This is a genomic window from Providencia sp. PROV156, from assembly GCF_028480905.1.
Lineage (GTDB): Bacteria > Pseudomonadota > Gammaproteobacteria > Enterobacterales > Enterobacteriaceae > Providencia > Providencia hangzhouensis.
Genome location: NZ_JAMPPE010000020.1, coordinates 38981 through 60930 on the forward strand (window position 1 = coordinate 38981; position 21950 = coordinate 60930).

The 21950-nt window shown below is 41.0% G+C and carries 21 protein-coding genes; 11 read left to right on the top strand and 10 right to left on the bottom strand.

Annotated features, from left to right (window positions below; genetic code table 11):
* Positions 1-340 precede the first annotated feature (340 nt).
* Entirely contained in the window at positions 341-697 is a 357-nt protein-coding gene (locus PSF31_RS14850) for a hypothetical protein (protein ID WP_036958764.1), read from the top strand.
* A 61-nt stretch (positions 698-758) separates the two neighbouring features.
* Here PSF31_RS14850 and phnV read toward each other — a convergent pair whose 3' ends face one another.
* From phnV to phnR, 5 genes are all read right to left on the bottom strand, one after another.
* Positions 759-1556, bottom strand: coding sequence for a 2-aminoethylphosphonate ABC transport system, membrane component PhnV (phnV, locus tag PSF31_RS14855; protein ID WP_096864321.1), 798 nt, complete (start codon positions 1554-1556; stop codon positions 759-761).
* A 2-nt stretch (positions 1557-1558) separates the two neighbouring features.
* Complete coding sequence (phnU, locus tag PSF31_RS14860; protein WP_096864320.1) at positions 1559-2419, bottom strand: 2-aminoethylphosphonate ABC transporter permease subunit; 861 nt, start codon at positions 2417-2419, stop codon at positions 1559-1561.
* Position 2420: 1 nt separating this feature from the next.
* Complete coding sequence (gene phnT / locus PSF31_RS14865; RefSeq protein WP_096864319.1) at positions 2421-3530, bottom strand: 2-aminoethylphosphonate ABC transport system ATP-binding subunit PhnT; 1110 nt, start codon at positions 3528-3530, stop codon at positions 2421-2423.
* Between the two features lie 6 nt (positions 3531-3536).
* Positions 3537-4550, bottom strand: coding sequence for a 2-aminoethylphosphonate ABC transporter substrate-binding protein (gene phnS / locus PSF31_RS14870; RefSeq protein ID WP_096864318.1), 1014 nt, complete (start codon positions 4548-4550; stop codon positions 3537-3539).
* A 127-nt stretch (positions 4551-4677) separates the two neighbouring features.
* Positions 4678-5397 (bottom strand): phosphonate utilization transcriptional regulator PhnR, encoded by a 720-nt coding sequence (gene phnR / locus PSF31_RS14875; RefSeq protein WP_004905839.1) that lies wholly within the window; start codon positions 5395-5397, stop codon positions 4678-4680.
* Positions 5398-5536: 139 nt separating this feature from the next.
* Between phnR and phnW the strand changes: the two genes are divergently transcribed.
* The 4 genes from phnW to PSF31_RS14895 all read left to right on the top strand — a co-directional run bounded on the left by phnW (position 5537) and on the right by PSF31_RS14895 (position 8397).
* The gene (gene phnW / locus PSF31_RS14880) at positions 5537-6640 is read left to right on the top strand and encodes a 2-aminoethylphosphonate--pyruvate transaminase (RefSeq protein WP_096864317.1); all 1104 of its coding nucleotides are present in this window, start codon (positions 5537-5539) and stop codon (positions 6638-6640) included.
* A gap of 9 nt (positions 6641-6649) precedes the next feature.
* Positions 6650-7459 carry a phosphonoacetaldehyde hydrolase gene (gene phnX / locus PSF31_RS14885; protein WP_096864316.1) on the top strand — a complete coding sequence of 270 codons (810 nt, stop codon included), beginning with the start codon at positions 6650-6652 and terminating at the stop codon, positions 7457-7459.
* 151 nt (positions 7460-7610) lie between these two features.
* Complete coding sequence (locus tag PSF31_RS14890) at positions 7611-8150, top strand: hypothetical protein (protein ID WP_096864315.1); 540 nt, start codon at positions 7611-7613, stop codon at positions 8148-8150.
* Positions 8151-8244: 94 nt separating this feature from the next.
* Positions 8245-8397: a hypothetical protein gene (locus PSF31_RS14895; protein ID WP_153673787.1), complete on the top strand. Its 153-nt coding sequence runs from the start codon at positions 8245-8247 to the stop codon at positions 8395-8397.
* Between the two features lie 117 nt (positions 8398-8514).
* On the opposite strand, the gene argF is transcribed toward PSF31_RS14895, so the two are convergent.
* Entirely contained in the window at positions 8515-9540 is a 1026-nt protein-coding gene (argF, locus tag PSF31_RS14900; RefSeq protein WP_096864314.1) for an ornithine carbamoyltransferase, read from the bottom strand.
* Between the two features lie 169 nt (positions 9541-9709).
* On the opposite strand from argF, the gene rraB reads away from it, so the two are divergent.
* Positions 9710-10123: a ribonuclease E inhibitor RraB gene (rraB, locus tag PSF31_RS14905; protein WP_176489311.1), complete on the top strand. Its 414-nt coding sequence runs from the start codon at positions 9710-9712 to the stop codon at positions 10121-10123.
* Positions 10124-10358: 235 nt separating this feature from the next.
* Here the strand turns inward: rraB and PSF31_RS14910 are convergent, their stop codons facing one another.
* On the bottom strand, positions 10359-11927 hold the full coding sequence (locus PSF31_RS14910) for a hypothetical protein (RefSeq protein WP_096864312.1): 1569 nt from the start codon (positions 11925-11927) through the stop codon (positions 10359-10361).
* A 386-nt stretch (positions 11928-12313) separates the two neighbouring features.
* Here PSF31_RS14910 and PSF31_RS14915 point away from each other — a divergent pair, with 386 nt between their 5' ends.
* Positions 12314-12439, top strand: a complete 126-nt coding sequence (locus PSF31_RS14915) for an NAD-dependent epimerase/dehydratase family protein (protein WP_255254518.1) — start codon at positions 12314-12316, stop codon at positions 12437-12439.
* A 119-nt stretch (positions 12440-12558) separates the two neighbouring features.
* Positions 12559-13608, top strand: a complete 1050-nt coding sequence (locus tag PSF31_RS14925; protein WP_096864311.1) for a UDP-glucose--hexose-1-phosphate uridylyltransferase — start codon at positions 12559-12561, stop codon at positions 13606-13608.
* Positions 13609-13645: 37 nt separating this feature from the next.
* Here the strand turns inward: PSF31_RS14925 and PSF31_RS14930 are convergent, their stop codons facing one another.
* A complete protein-coding gene (locus tag PSF31_RS14930) occupies positions 13646-15826 on the bottom strand; it encodes an extracellular solute-binding protein (protein ID WP_096864310.1) in 2181 nt (726 codons plus the stop codon).
* 302 nt (positions 15827-16128) lie between these two features.
* Between PSF31_RS14930 and PSF31_RS14935 the strand changes: the two genes are divergently transcribed.
* The 3 genes from PSF31_RS14935 to PSF31_RS14945 are packed head-to-tail and all read left to right on the top strand — an operon-like array spanning position 16129 to position 18943.
* Complete coding sequence (locus PSF31_RS14935; protein WP_096864309.1) at positions 16129-16950, top strand: MBL fold metallo-hydrolase; 822 nt, start codon at positions 16129-16131, stop codon at positions 16948-16950.
* A 10-nt stretch (positions 16951-16960) separates the two neighbouring features.
* Positions 16961-18211: an MFS transporter gene (locus tag PSF31_RS14940; protein WP_096864308.1), complete on the top strand. Its 1251-nt coding sequence runs from the start codon at positions 16961-16963 to the stop codon at positions 18209-18211.
* A gap of 21 nt (positions 18212-18232) precedes the next feature.
* Positions 18233-18943: an MgtC/SapB family protein gene (locus PSF31_RS14945; RefSeq protein ID WP_272683204.1), complete on the top strand. Its 711-nt coding sequence runs from the start codon at positions 18233-18235 to the stop codon at positions 18941-18943.
* Positions 18944-18980: 37 nt separating this feature from the next.
* Here PSF31_RS14945 and PSF31_RS14950 read toward each other — a convergent pair whose 3' ends face one another.
* Positions 18981-20837: a glycerophosphodiester phosphodiesterase family protein gene (locus PSF31_RS14950; protein WP_096864306.1), complete on the bottom strand. Its 1857-nt coding sequence runs from the start codon at positions 20835-20837 to the stop codon at positions 18981-18983.
* A gap of 538 nt (positions 20838-21375) precedes the next feature.
* A complete protein-coding gene (locus PSF31_RS14955) occupies positions 21376-21870 on the bottom strand; it encodes a GNAT family N-acetyltransferase (protein WP_004264338.1) in 495 nt (164 codons plus the stop codon).
* Positions 21871-21950 lie beyond the last annotated feature (80 nt).

Genomic DNA, 21950 nt, shown 5'->3' on the forward strand with positions numbered 1-21950 from the left:
CCAGACCGCCAGAAGGCAGTGCAGTGGAGGTATTCTCTGTAAAAAATAGAGCAGCAGCGTTCATGGTTTCTCCCGGCAAATTGTGGCGCATTATACGCATCTCATTCCATGACGCAAGCGTTTGCATAAAGAAAAATACATTTTTTTTATTTTTGCGTTTTGGTGAATATTTGAACTAACTGAAAAATGGGAGAAATAGTATCTCTCAATAGGGAATGTGCTGAGCATTGGTGTTTTTTAAACCAAAATTAAATCACATGATTGAATATACAGTACATTTATTTACACACATTTTATGTACGAGTAAGATATTTTTTCTTTTTAATTAAATATGATCATTATGAAATCACGACTTTTTATTCTATTGGCATTCCTTCTTTCTGGCTGTTCATCTGTTTGGGTACCTGTTTCCGGTGGCTCAAAATTCACTCAAGCTGAGGCGAATGCAGTTTGTAAACCTGAAGCCCTTCATTTGTACCCAATCAAAAATGAAGTTGCGCAGCGCTCTGTTATGTCTTATGTCGAAAAAAAATGCAAAAAAGATGATGATTGTGGAAAAGACAAAACTTATAAAGAACAAACACCAGTTATGGAAAGCTATGTGATTGATGTCAATGAAGATACCCGTAATAATTATTACTTGGAATGTATGGTATCCAAAGGCTGGACAAAAAAAGATAAGTATATGTGGGAATAGTATACAGGCCGCTAAATAGCCCAGTAGGTAGAGGTTACTTGGCTATTTAGCGTGATAACTTTTATTTTTGCCCAAGCCTTTTTGCTACTTTCTCTAATTTCATCATTAGTAATAATGTAATCGAAACTAATACAATCGTTAGTGCCGAACCATCAGCAATATTGCCTCTATCGGTTAAACTGAAAATGGAAACAGGTAATGTCGCCCAGCCGGGGGGATATAACATCATTGTGGCGCCAAGTTCCCCTAAGGACAGTGATAGGCTTAATGCTAATGCTGAAATCATCCATGGCATCAATAGTGGTAGGGTGACATGGCATAAACGATACCAAGGGGAAGCGCCTAAGCTAAAAGCCACATTTTCAATATCGGGAGAAATACGGGTTAACCCAGTGGAAACATTGCTAAACGTAAAAGCAGAAATCAACACAAAATGAGCACTAAATACAATCCAAAAAGTGCCGTTCATCTGTAAATAGCCTTGGCTGAATGCTACAAGGATCCCAAGCCCAATAGACACAGAAGGAATAGCGCTGGGGAGATAAAATGCAATACTCAGCCACTTTTGTATTTTCCCACTGTGTCTTCTTAGTGCTAACGCAGCCCAAAGCCCACAAAACAGCGCAAATAGACTGGCACTAAAACCAACCACTAGGCTGGATAAAATGGCATCCCAAGCTGGCCCACTAAACGCATTCACAAAATGTTCAAAAGTAAAGCCTGAAGGCAAAATGCTATTCCATTGGCGGCTGAAACTCGACATTAAAATCATCACTAAAGGCAGTAAAAACAATAAACCAAATAAGCTGATGGCAATGATAGTGGCAGTGGCTCGCCCTTTTTTAGACCAAATCAACATAATTAATTCCTTAACCCAAGGCGAGTGGTCGCCATTCTGTATAGGAAAAATAACCCGAGTGAAAGCAAGATGTTAATTAAGGCAATCATGCATGCCACCGCATAATCTGACTCTAATATTGCCTTGCTGTATACCATCATCGGCAAGGTATTGACGCCTTTCGCCCCGATAAACAGTACGATGCCAAATTCATTGGTGGTTAACAGCAGGCACAGGCTACCCCCTGCTAATAAGGCGGGTAGCGCCGCAGGGAAAATAACTTGCGCGATAACCCGTGCAGGGTGTGCGCCTAAAATACTTGCCGCTTCTAACTGGCTCTTGTCGATTTGCCGCAGTGCCGCCATAAGGGGACGCATGACCAAAGGGGTAAAAACGGTAATTTCTGCCAAAATCACCCCATGGATAGAATAAAGAAACTCAACGGGGGGGAATTCTAAATCAAACAATGCCATCAAGGTGCCATTGAGTAACCCTGCAGAACCATAAATGAAGGTAAAAGCGAGGGTAATCAAAAAGGTCGGTAGAGCAATAAAAGTATCAATCACTTGCGTGATAAAACGGCTTCCCGGAAAAGGAATAAACACTAAGATCAGTGACAATACACTACCTATCACAAGGCAACCTAAGGTGGCCAAAATGGCGATGTAGAGTGTATTCCATAACCCATTAATAAAGCGTTTTGACTCAATAAGTTGCCAAAATGCATCCAACCCCCATCTACCCGCCTCATTTTGTAGTGCTTGTTGGGCTATCAACAATAAGGGATAAAAAAACAACGTAACTAACACCAGTAATGGCGGCAATATCCAATAAATGGGCTTTATCGTTATTGATGAACCTTTTGGCACGCTAATATGTGACATGTTATTCCTCAATTAAAACGGTATCCGCAGGTGAAAACCATAAAGTGAGTTTGTCGCCTATTTTAGGCGGTGAGGCCAAATGGGTGATGGCAACACTCACGGTTTCACCAGCAACATCACAAATTAAATGCGTTAAATCCCCCTGCCAGCGAATAGACGTCAATGTGGCCTGTAATTGATTGGTGGCATTGGAATTTGGTACTAGCGTGATGTGCTGTGGGCGGATACACACCCATTTGTGAGTGCCTGCTCGCATGCCTAATGTATGAGCCTCCAACAATGTTCCACCACAACTGACATTCACTTTTCCAGGGCTTGTTGAAAAACCAAGCGCAGTAGCGGCTAGAATATTGGCTCGGCCTAAAAACTCAGCAGCAAAACGGTTGGGTGGGCGGTGATATAAGGCATTTTTCTCACCATGTGCGACTAAGTAGCCATCTTTCATAATGCCAATTTTATCACCAAGTGCGAGAGCTTCAGTTTGGTCATGAGTCACATAAAGAATAGTTAAATCGGGCAGTTCACGGTGTAAACGGGCAATTTCTTCAACCATATTATGACGAATTTGCGCATCTAGTGCGGAAAGCGGTTCGTCGAGTAACAGAACACGAGGCCTCACGGCTATCGCTCTAGCAATCGCAACTCGCTGTTGCTGCCCCCCTGAAAGTTGGTGAGGGTAGCGGGTTGCGTAATCCGTCATACCGACGATTTTAAGGGCTTCAATGACTCGCTCGTTAATGAGTGCTTTAGGTTGTTTCTGAGCTCGTAAGCCAAATGCGACATTCTCTTCCACTTTCATATGGGGAAATAGCGCATAATTTTGTACAACCATACCGAGTCCGCGTTGGTATGGGGGAAGGTGGGTGATATCCATATCACCTAATAAGATGCGCCCGCTGTCAGGTTGAGCAAACCCCGCAATGGCTCGCAATACCGTGGTTTTTCCTGAACCAGACGGGCCAATCAACACCAATATTTCCCCAGAGTCGATGGTTAAATCTAAAGGTTTTAGCACGACATTATTATGATATGAGACACGTAAAGACTCTAATGTGATCCCAGAGTGCTCGGTTTGCTGCATTGCAGTAGTGGCTTTTCGTTTCATCAACATCACAAGTTACTCACCATCAGTGACTTTTTGCCAACGGGAAATATCATCGGATAGGGAAACTTCAACTTCATCCCAATTAGGCTGCCAAGTTTTCACACCTTCTAACATTTGGACAGCGCTCTGGTATTGCTTATCAGATGGTGTGATATCTGAACGAACAGGCATACCCCATGAAAGCTCACTAACACGGCTTTGTGATGGTTTATCCAGCAGGAAATTAATGAGTTTTTTACCGTTTTCGGTTTCAGGGGCATTGTTAACTAAGCCGACAACATAAGGTAAAACCAGTGTACTACGTTCCCCATTGGCATCTTTTGGCCAGAAAATTTGGACATTAGGGTTACGTACCATTTGGGATAAATTCATTTGTAAGTCGCCATTAGCGACATAGAGCTCCCCTTTATTCACGAGGGCGGTAAGCTTACCTGTCGAGGCGGATGGGCCAACGTTATTAGCCTGCAACTTACCGAGATAATCAAACCCTGCGTCTTTGCCATTAAAACTGTGGAAAACTTGTAACATCACTGCAGTACCATCCCCAGCTTGTCCTGGTGTTGAATATTGAAGTTTATTTTTAAAGCGAGAATCGAGTAGGGAGCCCCAATTTTCAGGAGGAGACTTAAGCAGCTTAGCGTTATAGATAAAGGTCAGGTAATTATTGACCAACGGCGTGTAAAAGTGATTTGAATTAGGAATATTTGCTGCATTTTCTGGCGTAAATTCAGCTAATAACTGGTTTTTTGCGGCACGTTGGATAAAAGGCGGAACGGTAATAAGCACATCGGCTTGTGGATTGGTGCGTTCTTTAGCGAGCCTTTCAACGATCGCCCCTGAGCCACTTTCGACATATTGTACTTTAATGCCTGTTTGTTTGGTAAACGCCTCGAACTGATTTTTATACCAACTGTTGTTGCCATCGTGCAGGCCATCAGCGGAGTAAACAGTCACAACATCAGCGGCAAAAACAGAGGTAGAGCAAAGGGTTGCCATTAATAGACCAGCTAAGTAGGTGCGTTTCATGGTTATCTCCTGTTAAGGTAAAATGTATCCTGGTATATACCAGATGTTTTTTACGCTAACGGGTTTATATGACAGAAAGATGAAATGCAGCTAAATAGCTAAAATTATTTTCTATAAATAGAAATAATCACAAAGTATCGACTTCGATGCGCAAGCTATCGTGGCGCCAGTATTCAACATCATAATCTAAAATTCGCCCATGTTGGTCATAGTTTAAGCGTTGCAACAATAAGGCTGGACGGCCAACCGTAACCCCCAGTGCTTGTGCTGCTTGGGCAGGCATTGCCGTTGGGTAGAAAGACAAATGCATACTGGTATAGATTAAATTGAAATGAGCTTCGTACACTTCCGTTAAACTGCCGTTGAGGTCGTGGCGTAGCAGTTCAGGAACGCGAGCAGGTAAACAATGGTTCTCACAGTAACAAACGGGCCTGTCATCAGCAAAACGTAGGCGGGTGAGTAAATAAATTTGTTCAAATGATTGAAGTTTTAACGGCTCCATAGCTTCGAGAGGAACGGTAATAACTTTTCCATCCAGTAAAACTGTCTTCGGTTGGCGACCTTGTTCGAGGCAAAGTTTATGGAAATTAGTATTTTGGGTTGGATCTAACCAAAGGCGCTCAGGTGTGACAAACCAACCACGACGCTCAGAACGGTAAATGGCCCCACTGGATTCTAGCTGCGCTAAACTTTCGCGAATAGTGACACGAGTGGTATTGAAAATGGCACAAAGTTCGCGTTCCGAGGGGAGTTTATCACCACATTTTAGCGAGCCATTTTGAATCTTTTCCTGTAATTGGGCTTTGATAAGCAGATATTGCGGGGCTTCATCCGCTGATAATTTCATGGTTATTTCCTGTCATTGTTTCAGTCATATTATACATAGTTATATGAATTTTTTGTTTCACGAGCACTTTTCCTTTGACCTTTTGAGCAGCCTACGACCATTATAATGGAAAACTGGTATAGACCAATAGGTGAATTGAATGACAAACAACAATTATTTGCTATTAACGCCGGGGCCGCTTACCACGTCTAAAACGGTGAAGGAAGCCATGCTGTTTGATAGCTGTACATGGGATGATGATTATAATTTAGGCATTGTACAAAATATTCGCCAACAATTAGTCACACTGGCAACGGGCAAAGCAGGGTATTCTTCGGTACTGCTTCAAGGAAGTGGAAGCTATGCGGTTGAAGCGGTTTTAGGTAGTGCAATCGGTGATAAAGAGAAAGTTTTGATTATCAGTAATGGCGCTTATGGCGCTCGAATGGCCGAAATGGCCCAGCGCTTGGCTGTGGCTCATTATGTTTATGATTGCGGTGAAGTGTCGTTGCCAGATGTGCAACAGATTGAACAGTTATTGCAACAAGATAGCCAAATCACTCATATTGCGATGGTGCACTGTGAAACTACGACAGGGATTTTAAACCCGATCGAGAAAGTCGCGAAGTTAGCGAAGCAGTATCAAAAATGCTATATCGTGGATGCAATGAGCAGTTTTGGTGGGGTCCCTATGGATGTTGCTGAGCTTAACATTGATTTTTTAATTAGCTCTGCGAATAAATGTATTCAAGGGGTTCCAGGGTTCGCTTTTGTTATCGCTCGTACCGAGGCGCTTGAACTTTGTAAGGGGCATTCCCGTTCATTATCGTTAGATTTATATGCGCAGTGGCGCTGTATGGAAGATTTCCAAGGTAAGTGGCGATTTACTTCTCCAACTCATACCGTATTGGCGTTTGGCCAAGCACTCAAGGAGTTAGCTCAAGAAGGTGGCGTAGCCGCTCGCTTTCAACGTTATCAGGGGAATCAATACAAGTTGGTGTCCGGTATGCGTAAATTAGGTTTTACCACGTTGTTAGAAGATAACCTCCATTCGCCAATTATTACCGCATTTTACTCACCAAATTCATCTGATTACCAATTTAAGCAATTTTATCAGAGTTTAAAATCTCAGGGTTTTGTCATTTATCCGGGCAAGGTCTCGCAAAGTGATTGTTTCCGTATTGGAAATATTGGTGAAGTTTATGAAAAAGACATTGATGCATTGTTGGTAGCAATAAAAAAAGCCATTTACTGGGAAAAATAAGGAAAAGAAATGAACCGTATTGAAGCCGTTATCCTTGATTGGGCGGGTACCACTGTAGATTTTGGCTCTTTTGCTCCTACTCAGATTTTCATCGAAGCATTTAAATCTGTGTTTGATATAAATATTACATTGGCTCAAGCGCGCATTCCTATGGGACTAGGAAAATGGCAACATATTGAAGCACTGGGTAAATTGCCTGAAGTAGACGCTTTATGGAACGCAAAGTTTGGCCGCTCAATGAGTAGTGAGGATATCGATAAAATCTACGCGGCCTTTATGCCATTGCAAATTGCTAAAGTTGTCGATTTTGCTGCGCCAATCACCGGAGTTGTCGACACAATCGCTACATTACGCAACCAAAATATTAAAATTGGCTCTTGTTCAGGTTACCCTCGTGCCGTGATGGAAAAGTTAGTTCCAGCAGCAAAGGCATTGGGCTACCAACCCGACTACTGGATAGCAAGTGATGATCTACTTGCTGGTGGGCGTCCGGGACCTTGGATGGCATTACAGAACGTCATTGAGCTAGGTGTTGGTTCCGTATCCGCTTGTATCAAAGTGGATGATGCCGTTCCCGGAATTGAAGAAGGGCGCAATGCGGGAATGTGGAGCGTTGGGTTAGCGGTTTCGGGTAATGAATTTGGTAAAACATGGGATGAATATCAAGGGATGCCAATTGATGAAGTTAACGCGTTGAAACAACAAGCCACAGAGAAACTATATGCTGCTGGCGCTCATTATGTGATTGATACTTTAGCTGATTTGACATCAGTTATTGAAATAATTAATAGCCGATTGGCTAATGGTGAAAGATCCTAATCAGTATATATTATTTCTTTATTAATCACTTTTTTCTATCTGAATGGCCTACTTTTATTTGATATAAATTTTCAGCAAAGTAGGCCAAAATATTTTTGCAGGTGAGGTATGAGGAGCAGAGTATAACGGATAACAATATAGGGAGTCGCATGTGTCTTCGGAGTCTAATCTACATAAAACAGTCGATTTTTTACAGGAGTTTGTTGATGAAGCTCTCTTAGATTTACAAGTAAGTACGCTATCAGAAGATGACTTTGAGTCCTTAGTGAGAGATAAACGGTCTGTGTTAAATTGGCTTAGCAAATTTGGACATTTTCTCAGTGAAGACAGCTTTCATATGGGGTTCAGATTAGAGAAAGGTTCTGAAATTGATGGTGCAGTACTTGGTGTTTACGCGACTAAGCGTGGTGACTTACATATTTTTTTGATTGAGTCTTTTGTGCGAGACCTCCCTGAGCACCCTCTAAATGGGCGTTTAACTACTTTAGTTATTATTGCGGTAACTTTTTTCCTTACTCAATATCCAGATAGTAAAGCCGTTTATATTATTGAACCTGATGAAGGTTTGATCTCACATTATCAAAAGTTTGGTTTCAAATTATTAAGGGATGAAAATGTTATGTTTGCAACCAGTGACGCTTTGCGATTAATTCAGCTATCGTTACTTACGGAATTACTGTCGAATCAATAGTGCTATTAAAATAGTCTATTTTTCACCATGCTGTAAAATTATTGTGGAATTTGATACAATACAGCTTGGGAACATTAATGATACGGGGTGATTTATGGGGAATAATAAGGTTGAAAGATTATCGCCTCAAGAAATGCGCGATATTATGTTAGCGAATGCTAAAGTATTAATGTCTGACCGGTTTAGAACAACAGCCCCTGAAGTTACTGGTCAAAAAAAGAAAGTGATATCAACACTTCAAAAATAAAGATTTTACAATGTAATTTTGTTGTAGCACCTGATCTATCCCTGATAGCCACTTCTAACTCGTCAAACTTTTCTGTAGACATCCTTTGCTTAAATTGATGTCTACAGAGCAGCATAATTAAAATATATTAGCAGGCAATTCTGGCGCTAATGTCGCCACCATCACCGCTTTGATAGTATGTAAACGGTTTTCTGCTTGGTCAAATACAATGCTATAAGGCGATTCAAAGACTTCTTCCGTGACTTCTAAGCCACCAAACATATTGAATTCTTTAGCTAATTGTGCGCCCAATGTGGTGTCCTCATTATGAAAGGCAGGCAAACAATGTAGGAACTTCACATTTGGGTTGCCAGTGAGCTTAATCACATTCATATTCACTTGGTATGGTTTTAATAAATTAATGCGCTGTGTCCATACTTCTTTGGCTTCTCCCATCGATACCCACACATCGGTATAGATAAAATCAGCATCTTTAACGCCTTCGGCGACATCTTCCGTGAGCGTGATTTTCGCACCCGTTTTTTGAGCTAGTGCTTGGCAAGTGTTCACTAAGTCTTCCTCCGGCCAGCAACTTTTTGGCGCAACAAGGCGTAAATCTAAACCTGTGAGAGCAGCAGCTTCTAACATCGAGTTGCCCATGTTGTTACGCGCATCGCCTAAATAGGCAAATTTAATTTCTGAGAATGGCGTATTTGGTCGGTGCTCTTGAATGGTCAGCAGATCGGCTAATAACTGTGTGGGATGGAATTCGTTAGTTAATCCATTCCATACAGGCACTCCCGAATGCGCGGCTAAGAGTTCTACCGTGTTTTGGGCGAATCCACGGTACTGGATACCGTCATACATCCGACCCAACACTCTAGCGGTGTCTTTCATGGTTTCTTTATGGCCGATTTGGCTACCAGAAGGCCCTAAATAAGTGACTCTAGCACCTTGGTCAAATGCTCCAACTTCAAATGCACAGCGTGTCCGTGTTGAGTCTTTCTCAAAAATAAGGGCAAAGTTTTTCCCTGAAAGGAGGGGCTGCTCTGTGCCCGCTTTTTTTTCTGATTTTAACCAAGAAGAGAGTTTTAAAAGTGAATGAATTTCGCTAGAAGTAAAATCAAGTAACCTTAAAAAAGGTTTATTATATAGGGGATTCATAATTGGTAGCCTTTTTGATTTGAATTAATATTCAATTTATATTCATAAAAATTCAAAATCAACCCCCAATGTAAAAGAAATTATCTTTAAATATATGGTTTCACTGTCAACCGTGTGGGAGAATGGCGCAAAGAAAGATGAGCGACAAAGAAACAAAAGGGGTGTGGATATGGTAGATAAAGCTGAACTCGATGCGCAGTACGAAGAAACTCGCTTGATCATCGAGGAATTACTGGAAGATGGTAGCGATCCTGATGCATTGTATGCGATTGAGCATCACTTCTCTGCGGACAACTTTGCTCTGTTAGAGAAAGCAGCCGTTGAAGCTTTTAAACTAGGCTATGAAGTCACGGATGCAGAAGAGCTCGAAATTGAAACGGGTGAAACCCTGATGTGTTGCGATGTAATCAGTGAAAGTGCTTTAAATGCAGAGCTGATTGACGCACAGGTTGAGCAATTAATGAAGTTGGCTGAAAAAATGGGCATCAACTATGATGGTTGGGGCACGTATTTTGAAGACCCAGATGCAGAGTATGACGACGAAGATAGTGATGATATAGACCCTGAAGATCGCGTGCATTAATTATTAGTCGCATCATATAATTACTTAAAAGGATAGCTAAAAACTATCCTTTTTTGTTGTCTGCATTAAACCATTCCTTAAGAAGGTGGTGATTAACTCTGCGGTACCTCTGCTTGATTGGTTTGATGTGACCTAGATGTAGCGAGTACGGGTGGGTAGCTCGTATCGTAGGTTTAACAGTTAGCGAAGAAATGGCATAGCGAATACAGTGCCATTTCTTCGGGGTGAAAGGGAATTAACGGTTTGAAATGCCTAACCATGCAGGTGTTGCGCCGGGCTGCCCATTTTCGTTTGTAGGTGCTGAACACCATACACGGTTATCAGGACAAGAAGATTTTGTTCTTATTCCACCATAAATAGTGAAACTATCATCTTTGATTGCGATAGCAGCGTATGGGCCACCAGAGAACTCAATTGCATTATCTACATGTAATGCTTTGAACAGGCCATATAGCTCGCGACGGTCTAGACCATCATCCACATCTCCTCCTTGATAAATATAAATCAGATTTTCATCTTCATTAAAACTCATAGCCACTCTACCCAACCCTCTCTCTGCATATGCTGGGGTAATGGAGGGATCTTCTATTCGGTCGTTAATCCCCACACCGGAAACAGCAATGTATTTGAATCCATCACGGTCTAACTCTTTCATTTGTTGTTCGACATTTTTTGCTTCCAGTGAGTCTGCATGAATCAGCATGCGATGTGAATAAACATCATCAAGCCAAAGCATTGTATCGAGTTTGATAGATTTATAGTTGTTAGGGTTTATAAAATAAGGCAAGCCCGCGAGGTATTTATTTGGAGAATTATGAGTACCTTGAGTTGGCCCTTTTGTTACATTGTCATAATACATACCCATTGGAGATGAACACCGATTCATCTTCCAGTTGGTCTGCGCAGCTTGCTTGCGGACATCAAAGAAATTGGCATTTAGTGCCACTAAAGGGCCATCAAGTTCTTGCCAAGCTTCATACGGTGTATAGATTTCAGCGTTTTGATGCTGATAATCTACGGTAGCATAAACGTTGTATTCACAGCGCTCAGACTTGCCCTTATGCATATCTCCTAGCAGATGTGGATATACATAGCGAACTCTATCAATAAGTTTAGGGAGCATCAGAAGGCTACCGGTCAGTTTAACTGTATAACTTTCCGATCCGAGAATAACAGGGACTTCGTAATAATCTGTGTGATCTTTTCTTTGACCGAAAACGTATTGACCTGCCTTCTTCGTCTTTTGTACATCTGATGCTGCTAAATGAATTCGATTAGCCTCATAGGCAGCTTGTCCTGCTATGAATGAAGTTCCTTTTCGGCTATCAGCTCCTTTAATTAAGAAGGACCAGACAGGATAGTTATCATCGAGATAATCAATTTTTATCATTTCAATTTCGATTTCGTAATCCCCTGAACGGATAGCAGGAAACTCAAACCGTGTTTTAAATTCTTTGATTTTTCCAAATACTTCGTTTGATTCTTGTCGCATCAATTTTCCAGAAATCACGTGCTTAGCTGATGCGGTTACTCGGACTCGTGTCTGGTCGTAACTGGGCCCTTGATATTTCATATTATGTAGATAGACGTCTACCAATAGAGGCCTTTCGTTATTTCTCACTCTTACATCACTTTTGGCTTTAAAGCTATAAATTGGAGGGCTACCCAGACTGATAGATTGCTGCCCCCAGCTTACCCACGATTCTGTTTCCTTCATTTCATTTGCATGCACTGGAAACCCATAAATAAAGAGCATTAACATCATACAAAACAATGACTTTATTAACTTAACTGTGTTTGTCATGTTGGACGCCTTAAGGTTCATAATTTGGATGGCCAAGTCCGTTTGCTTTTTTAGTGATTACTGCGGTTGATATTATTATAAAGCACGCAATATCAAATAGTTCCGTTCGCTAATCAAAAGTGTAGATGCAAAACACAAGAGAGCAATCTCAATGCCTAAGAATTGGTACGTATACAACTTAAAAAAGCAAAAACAAACATAACAGCGACTGCAATAATTAAGTTAAAGCCTGCCATGTAAAAACAATCGAAAGAACCTTATTGGCAATTCGTGATTAAAATGAATTTTGGATATGTATTGTGATCTCTGTTCAATTTCTAACATCAATACATGGAATTGATACGTTCAAATCGTATGATTGGTGAAATCGATTCAGCGAGGTCAATATGGAAAAAGTAGAAATTTTGGTTTCAGGGGGAATGGGGTATATCGGAAGCCATACTTGTGTAGAGCTCATTAAAGCGGGTTATATCCCTGTGACAGAGTATTGGTCAACACCAGAGAAAGCTTAATGTGAACTCCACTGGAAGGCAACATGAAGCATTCAGGATATGGCTGATGATACTTGGCGTTGGCAAAGTAATAATCCGGAAGGCTACAACGATTCAAATGTTAATAAATGAGGTCCAACATGAATTTACCAAAATTCGACCCAACAGAGGTGCCACATCGCCGCTATAATCCGCTAACTGACCAGTGGGTACTTGTGTCACCTCACCGTGCTAAAAGACCATGGAATGGCATGGATGAGGCTCCTGAAGCGACAAAACAGCCTGAATATGACGAAAAGTGTTTTTTATGCCCAACAAATAAAAGAGTTTCAGGTGAGATAAATCCAGACTACAAGGGAACTTTTGTTTTCCAAAATGATTTTTCTGCCCTAACGCAGCAAGGTTCTGCGCAGCCTGAAAATGTAACCCGTTTGCTCCGCACTCAAGCTGTGCGAGGCCTTAGTCGAGTGATATGCTTTTCTCCAGATCACAGTAAAACATTGCCAGAACTGAGTGTTTCACAAATTAAAGACGTCGTGAAAACATGGAGTGAACAACTGTTTGAACTTGGGGAGGAGTATTTGTGGGTTCAAGTATTTGAAAACAAAGGTGAAATGATGGGGTGCTCACAACCGCACCCTCACGGGCAGATTTGGGCCTCTGATTTTCTTCCTAACGAAATAAAGCGAAAAGATGAAAACCTACAGCGTTACTATAAGGAAAATGGCTCCAATCTACTTTTGGACTATGCAGCCCTTGAAATGAGTGACGGAAAACGCACGGTGGTAGAAACGGATCATTGGATTGCAGTGGTACCATATTGGGCTGCTTGGCCATTTGAAACAATATTGATGCCAAAATCAATTGTTCATCGCATGAATGAATTAACGGAAGAGATGCAGAGTGATCTCGCACTTGCATTAAAAAAGCTCACTTCACGCTATGACAACCTGTTCAAAACATCTTTCCCTTACTCTATGGGATGGCACTTTGCGCCTTTCTTTAAGGACGGCCAGAACATTAACCATTGGCAATTACACGCCCAATTTTATCCGCCTTTACTACGTTCATCTTCAGTACGAAAATTTATGGTAGGCTATGAAATGTTGGCTGAAGCGCAACGAGATTTGACGCCAGAACAAGCAGCAGAGAAACTAAGAGCAGTTAGTGATATACATTATAAAAATTGAACAAGACCACGGCCCCGAGAGGCTGTGGCCTGTATTTTTAAAGATTTTTTAACCCTAGATTTATCTTCTGAATGGTTTCCTGAATGGTCATTAACCCATCTAAAGCATCAATGACCCCACGACCAATGATATTTTCAGCTTGACGAAGATTAAATGCTTCTCCATTAGGCATTGTGGATTCACGGACTCCAGTCCTAATTTCATTATATGAAAGCGAAAGCCAAGGATAACGCTGTCTAACCTCTTGCATATAAATATAATTACGTTGAATAGTATTTCCACCAAGCATCAGTATATGATCCTGAATGACGTCAGAGTAAAGCCAGCGGTAAAAATGCTCGACTAATTCTGTCTTTTTACTACAACGTGACATACCTAAAACCCCACCGCCAATTTGAGGCTTTCCTCCAGGCACTGGGGCGAATCCAATGTTATTGGACATAGGACTGTGAGCTACATCGTTAAATAAATTCATATACGCGATGTTCATCGCAAGGCCTCCTGACTCAAACCGTTTTATCGATTCTCCCCACCACTCACTGTTAATCCGGTCTGTGTAGGAGAGTTGGTTTATGTAGTCAGCAAGCACTTTCTCAGCAATCAAAGGGCTTAAGCTCGGTTCTGTACTAGCGTCAAACAAACGTCCACCTGCGGCATAATAGCGTAGCAGGTACTCTGATGAAATTATTCCAGCACTTCCTGTTGTCGAAGATGAGCCATAAGGCTTATTTTCGTTGCCTGCTTCTCGATGAGTATAGAAAAAATGGCTTATTCTGTCGTATTCTTCAAAAGTGGAAGGAACTTTCAGCTCTTTGCCTGTCGATTCAAAGTACATGCGCTTTGTAATTGGGTCTTCAAATAGGTCTTTTCTGTAAAACATAAGTTGTACACTTGCGTCCAACGGCATTGCATAGGCCGTGCCATTAACCAAACAGAATCGGCTCTGCTTTTGCTCTGTGTACTTTGATTGTAAGTCTGTTAATCCATTACCTATCGCACTAAGCGGAACGAGTGTCTTTTCTGCAAACCAAGGAAAGAAAGCGACATCAACGCGTAATAAATCGTAAAAAGCATGCTCTTCTATCGTATTAAGGATGTTGAATATCTCTCCAAAGGGGCGAACAGAGATATTAACGTGGACTCCTGTTTGGGCGAAAAAGTTAGGAAGCAGTTTTTGTAATGCGTCGGTTGAAGGACTGGGTATCGTTAGTAAATTAAGCGTATCAATTCGAAGGCGTTCACCATCTCTAGCCTCACTGGTGTAAACATGGCTACAAGGGTTGGAGACTTGCGGTTCCTGTTCTAACTTTTTCCCCTCATTTTGAAATAAGCGAATGGCAACATCCTGACCTAATTGGGCGTAATTAATTGGGGAGCAATATATTCCATTAACCATTGGCGGTGTGCTGCCAGTTAATGAAAAAATACGGGGTGCCTCTCTCGAGCTCCCGAAATAACTAGCCTGAGTGATATATCGAGTTCTTTCGAGATCTTGCGCAATGATTGCATCTAACTTTTGGTTATTAGAGAAAAAATCAAATGCGGTATTGTAAGATTCGAGGTCGCTTGAATAACACACAACAATTTCGACATTCGGTATGTTTTTTTGTAATGATAGCCGTACTTCCCGGACAAACTCCTCACTATTCAAATGATGTGAGGCCTCGGCAAAAATTCCAATTCTCTTATATGAGTCTTTTGCTATCTGATTTGCGATGGCTTCAGCTGCCTGAACATAGTCAAGACCAAAATGGATTTTAGCATTTTGGGGTTTTCGATAGACAAAAGTTACATTTTCAGGGGCAATTTGAAGCGTATCAAAATAAATTGCAGCATCGTCAAGACAACTAACAGAGATAACATTCTTGTATCCACCAGAGGCGATTTTTTGCAATACTTTCAGTTCTTTAGACTTTAGGTCATCAGTCAGAAAGACATCAAATGGCAAGTCTGAGTAGTCTTCGATCGTTTGGCGAATAGAGTTGAATAGTACAGTGTATTTTTCTGATGTTAGGTGGGGGAGTACAATAGCAATCTTAATATTTGTATTTGCTCGGAGTAATTGAGCTTGTGTGTTAACGCTATAGCCCAGTTCTTTAGCCGCATTTAACACCGCTTCCATTTTCTCTACGCTGACGTTACCACGCCCATTCAACACATTAGAGACAGTGCCGTGTGAAACACCAGCAATCCTACAAATATCCCTCATCGTTGCCATTGATTATCCCCTCCAAATTGACTGTCAATAATAATACCTTAATTTGAGGTTATATAAAGATAAATGAAATTGATTCGTATCATATTTTACATCCTGTTGTATGACTAAGATCATAATGAATTCAATTCCTATACGTCTAATTAACTATTGCTTAATATATTGATATTTTAGGTATTAGTGAATTTTACTTTGAACGTGATCACTTAATTCACTATAAAAGCTTTGTGATTGTCTTAAATTATATATATTGATACGTATCAAATTCAAATAAGCATGATAATTACAAATAAAAGGAATTCACTATGAAAATCCATTTTTTAGGTACAGCTGCTTCCGAAGGTATCCCGAACCCATTTTGTCGATGTGAACACTGTTTAGAGGCTCGCCGAATTGGCGGAAAAGATATTCGAACCCAGTCATCCGCTATCATTGATGATGTTATGCTAGTGGATATGTCTCCGACGTTCAGCCATCAGTTATTGCGAGATGGTCGTGATGCGACTGATATTGAAACGCTTCTTTTTACGCATACTCACCCTGACCACTTTAATGTTGGCGATTTATATAGCCGTATGGAAGGTTATGGCTACGAAATATGCCACCCTTTGCACATTTTTGGTAACGACAGAGCAATTAATGGCTCTATCAGTGTTTTACCTGGTTACAGTAAAGAACGCTTCGGTTTTCATTGCATGGTTCCCTATGAAACAGTTGAGCATAATGGCTATAAAATCACGCCTTTGCTGGCTAATCATGCAAAGTGGGAATATTGTTTTGTGTATCATGTAGAGAAAGCTGGAAAGAGTATTTTTTATGGACATGACTCCGGTTGGTTCCCTGAACTGACTTGGAATTGGCTCGTCGATAAGCCGTTGGATATCGTTGTTTTAGAATGTACCTATGGCTTGAATGGTGATGATAAAACGGACAATCACATGAGTTTGGAAACCGTGTTTGCAGCCAAACAAAAGCTGGAAGCCCAAGGTTGTATACACCCGAAAACAAAAACATTGGTTTCCCATATCTCACATAGCGCGCGTTTATTACATGAAAATCTGGAAAGCATTTGCGCTGAACATAACATTTTAGTTGCTTCTGACGGCCTCACGGTTGAAGCAAACTAAGGAGATCACTATGAGCGTGAATATAACTTCCAGGCTGTTGATCATGATGTTTGTCCAATATTTCATGCAAGGTGCATGGAATATGACGATGGGACTGGTATTGAGTTCTTATGGAATGGCTAACATCATTGGTAATGCTTATGCCTTACTGGGGCTGGCGACTATCATGTCACCACTATTCATCGGAATGATTGCGGATAGATTCTTTTCATCACAAAAGGTTATGGCTGTACTTCACATTATCAATGCAGGTGTGTTGCTAACGGTGCCTCAATTTGTGGAAGCGCAGAATGTTGGAATGACCTTGTTTCTGATCTTTATCGTCGGTTTGTTATTTTACCCAACCACAGCGCTCTCTAACAGTATTACTTTCTCACACATTAACGGCGTGAAAATGTTCCCAGTTATCCGAGTGTTTGGAAATTTCGGTTTCATGGTTGTGGGATTCATCATGGGTGAAATGGGCTTCTCTGGTAGTACCATGACTTGGTATATTGCTGCGGGTGCAGGTGTTGTGCTAGCGCTATACTGTTTAACACTGCCGGACACTCCTCCGAAAGCTAAAGACCAACCATTTAAGCCTAGGGATATTCTATGTCTTGACGCACTTTCTTTATTTAAAGACCGCTATTTCGCAATTCTCATGTTTAGCATCTTTGTGCTCATGATCCCAAAAACAGCTTATTCCGCTTATATTCCGGTATTCATTAAAGCGCTTGGGTTCGATAACGCAGCATCCATGATGCAGATTGGCGTGGCCTGTGAAATCGTCTTTATGTTTGTATTGTCATTCGTGCTGTTAAAATTCGGGTTTAAAATTACATTAGCATTAGGTATTGGCTCTTGGATTGTCCGAACTGTCCTTTTCTCTTATGCAGCAATGGATACTGGCACGATGTTTATTATCATTGGTCTGTTACTGCAAGGCTTATGTTGGGACTTTTTCTTTACTGCTGGCGACATCTATGTTGATAAAAAGGCGCGCCCAGAAATCCGCGCTCAAGCTCAAGGGATCCGCTTTATCGTCTCTAATGGTGCAGGCTTATTATTTGCGTCAACTGTCTGTGGTTATATTTTCAACAATACAGTCACAGAGACAGGAGCCACATCACTGCCTCAATGGGTTACCTATTGGCATTACCCAACAGTAGTTGCAGCCGTTGTATTAGTCTTCTTCCTCATCTTCTTTAAAGATGATGTTTCGAAAAAGAAAACAACGCAGCAAGATAATCACAATGTGGATGCTGTTGTAGATAAATAAATGGAGTAAGGAGAGAGGTAAATGGAAGGCTTAACCTATGTTTATGAGCAGTTAAGCAACTTTCCTCCTACATTAATCAAGTTGACGGTCGCCTTTGTCTTAGGTGGCCTCCTTGGTTTAGAAAGGGAAGCAAAAGGTAAACCAGTCGGATTTACCACATGTGTTATTATTTCAGTTGCCAGCTGCCTGTTAACGATTGTGTCAATACAATCCGCTGAATACTACGCTGGGATATCCGACAATATACGTAGCGATCCCATGAGGCTAGCCGCGCAGATTATCAGCGGGATTGGTTTTCTAGGTGCAGGGGTCATCATGCACCGCAGCGATGATGCCATCTCAGGCTTAACAACCGCTGCAATTGTGTGGGCTTCAGCTGGGATTGGTATTGCGTCAGGAAATGGTTTTTATATTCATGCCATCGCAGTGACTGTCTTATTTTTTGTTGCAATATGGATTAGCCCACAAGTCTTGCTCTATCAAGCAAAGAGCAGAAAACTTGGTAAATTAAATATCCGAATGTTATTCAATGATGAGGATGGCTTGCAGTTAATGATTGACTACCTGAAATTGAACAAAAATATAATAGACAGTCTAAATATTCGGGATTTGAAAAAGGAGCGTGTTGAAGTTAATTTGAGAGTCAATGTCAGGCAAAAAATGATGTTAACTGAGTTTTACATAGCACTCAAACAACTCCCATATGTGCACGCGGTGACTTTAGAGCATTAATATTAGGCCAGACAATTTGTCTGGCCTAATATTACTATCAATTACTACTGTTATATATCCCCCACAGTCCCCATGTGTCATCTTCTACATAATTATCAACTGTCAAAGAGCCATACATATCAAGTCCATACATTCCTTGGTTCACATTCCTAACCATTTTTCGCCCAGTTTCTGAGTGATAATACCGAACAGGAATTAAATGGTTTCTATCGAAAATAAATAGAGATTTATCTTCCACGGTGTTACAGTTTTTTTCCCACAACAATCGTCTTTGTGCATCTCTATCTATGGTTAGGCAGTATTCTGAGTTTTCATTAAAAATTTGAATAGCAGCGCCTGCTTCTGAAGAATACTTATGCTTTTCAACCACTTTTGTATGAAATATTTTATGATAACCATCAGCAGTCGCATTGGCATAATCGCACCGATAGGTCCAAGCATAATGATCGCCATCAAAGTTATCCCAAAGACAGACTACACCTCCCCAACCCCAGGCCGCTTCACCTAACCACGGCTTGATAAATATACTGTTTTCTTTTGGAAAATTGTCTAGCAAATTAAGTTGACGAGAAAGGACGGAGTTCATCTCTTTTGACGGTTTTACAGTAACTGGAATTGCGACTTTATCCAACTCGTCTTGCATTCTGTAATAAGTATCAACGGAGTCAGGGTCATCAACCGTAATTACATTTGCACCAATACTTCTGGCCCATGCTAAGTTCATGCGGATATCTTCTTGCTCGTTAGGACCTAGTCGCTCTTCCATTGTGTAGCAACAGTTACCGGTATTAAGAATATAGGCACTTTCAATATTTAACTGCCGACCATCCGTAGTGCTCTTAATTGTTACTCCTTGAGTAACTTTGTCTTTTTTCCATTGAATGAAATCTGGGTTGGGTACAAATAACCCTAGTGCTTTTTGTTTGCTTTTAATAATTGAGATCATTCGAGCCATTGAGCCTTTAAATGTGTTATCACTTTCTAAGCTAGTTGGTTTTTCATAGATACCTTGATCTGAAAGACGCTTCGTAGTTGTAATAAAATCATCTGAGTTTTTAATCACAACCTCAACATTTGGCACCAACTTAGCTGGTTGCCGAGCCCAAGAGGCAACCGCTCGACTGGTATTGTCCTCATATTGTTCACCTGGAGGGTTAGGTATATCCATTTTATTGATTTTTTCCGCTCCCCAGGGACTAATATAAGGGTTTGCCATAACGGCGGAGTTCGCGCCTTCCTTTATAAGCAGTTCTTGCCACTTTTCATAAGTTGGCACATGCTCCATTCCAAATTTGACAATAAATCGCTTTAGAACATCAGGATGTGTTTTAGCTTCTTCAGAAATCGCTTTCGCAACCATAATAATTGCTTTTTCATCTTTAATGTCAAAATAAAAAAGAGATTGACCATTGTTTGCTATGTAATCTGAGATAACTTCATTAACCGTTGGTACATATTGACTCGTTACATCCCAGTTAACAGAATGCATTTGTTTTGATTGAATTTCTTGTTGAGTAAGACTTGATATAGGGGGATTCGGGCCACTATTTGTTTCAGGGTTGTAACCTGTTTCCAATACACGACCTATATTGGCATCATGAAAAACCATTAGAGCCCCATCCTTGGAAAGTCTGACATCCGTTTCTATCGCGTGCCTGCATTTTTTGTATGAACCTTGGAACGCAAGCAGGCTATTTTCCGGAACTTTGCCACTCATATCTCCCCTATGGTCCACGGAAACAACGGTGTCATCTTTGCCTATGAAATCTAAACGATCATATTGTTCTTGCCCTGTAGGGCATGTTGCATTTGCTGTAATGGGAATTAAAGTCAATACGGCTGTGCCGAGTAAGTTCAATGTGCTTTTTTTGAAATTAGCGAATTGAAGATTCATTCTGTTCCTTAATTATTAGGTATTGAACAATTGAGATAAATCGATAGATCACTATCCCAGAGTATTTGGTCTATTCAGTACAGCATGGAAAAACTGAACAACCAGCCGCATTGGTCTTGGGAAAGGGGGAAATTTCAGTTAGGTGACGTGTCTCACATTATTACTGGGCTTAGTTATTGGTCATTTCAAAAAAGGTCAACAAATCGTAGGTGCATATAAATCAGCAAAGCTGGTTTATATGGTATCGAGCTTGGTTAGAATTCCCCTAACCTTAAGCGTATTTAGCGGTATTTATTAGCACTGATTTGAAGGCAATGAACACAATAGATAACCATTTTTGGGCTAGGGGGTATTTTTGCTGATACTGGTGGGGGAAATGAAACGATCATCAGGCGTTATTATAGTATCAGGATAAAGCCGATCAGGAACTCGACCAACAAATGGAATTGCTTGGGACTTAATAAGGAATATAGCCCCCTGATAGGGGGCCCAACTTCAAGTTATCTCTTCTATAGGTGCTATTTTACCTATAGCAGAATTATAACGCTTTCAACATACGAATTTCACAGTCACTATGACCCGTATTTCCTAACGGTTCATCAATAAATTCAAACCCTAATTTTTCATATAACTTAATAGCAGCTTGAAGTTCTTTGGTCGTTTCTAAATAGCAACGAGTGTAGCCTTGCGCTTTAGCAAATTCCAGTGACATCAGTACGATTTGTTTTGCTAAGCCTTTGCCACGTAGCACGGAAGATAAATACATTTTCTGTAATTCTGCCGTATCGTTATCGCCTCCCGCGACTTGTGAAACACCGCCACCGCCAACAATTTCGCCATCCATTTCCACCACCCAGTAAGCACTGCGCGGTTTGCTATAAACCTCAAATAAGGTATCTAAAATAGGGTCAGCAACAGCAAAGCCTTTGTCTGCGGTTAAGCCATGCTCAGCAGAAACTTCGCGGATCACCGCGGCAATACCTGCGTTATCTTGTTGTTCGATAGGACGAATTTTGTAGTTTTGTGTTGTCATGTGAAACTCTTGATTATTATTGTGTACAACTCAGTGTAGAGAGAACCAGAAGGGAACTTCAATCTGAGAACTGCGAACGC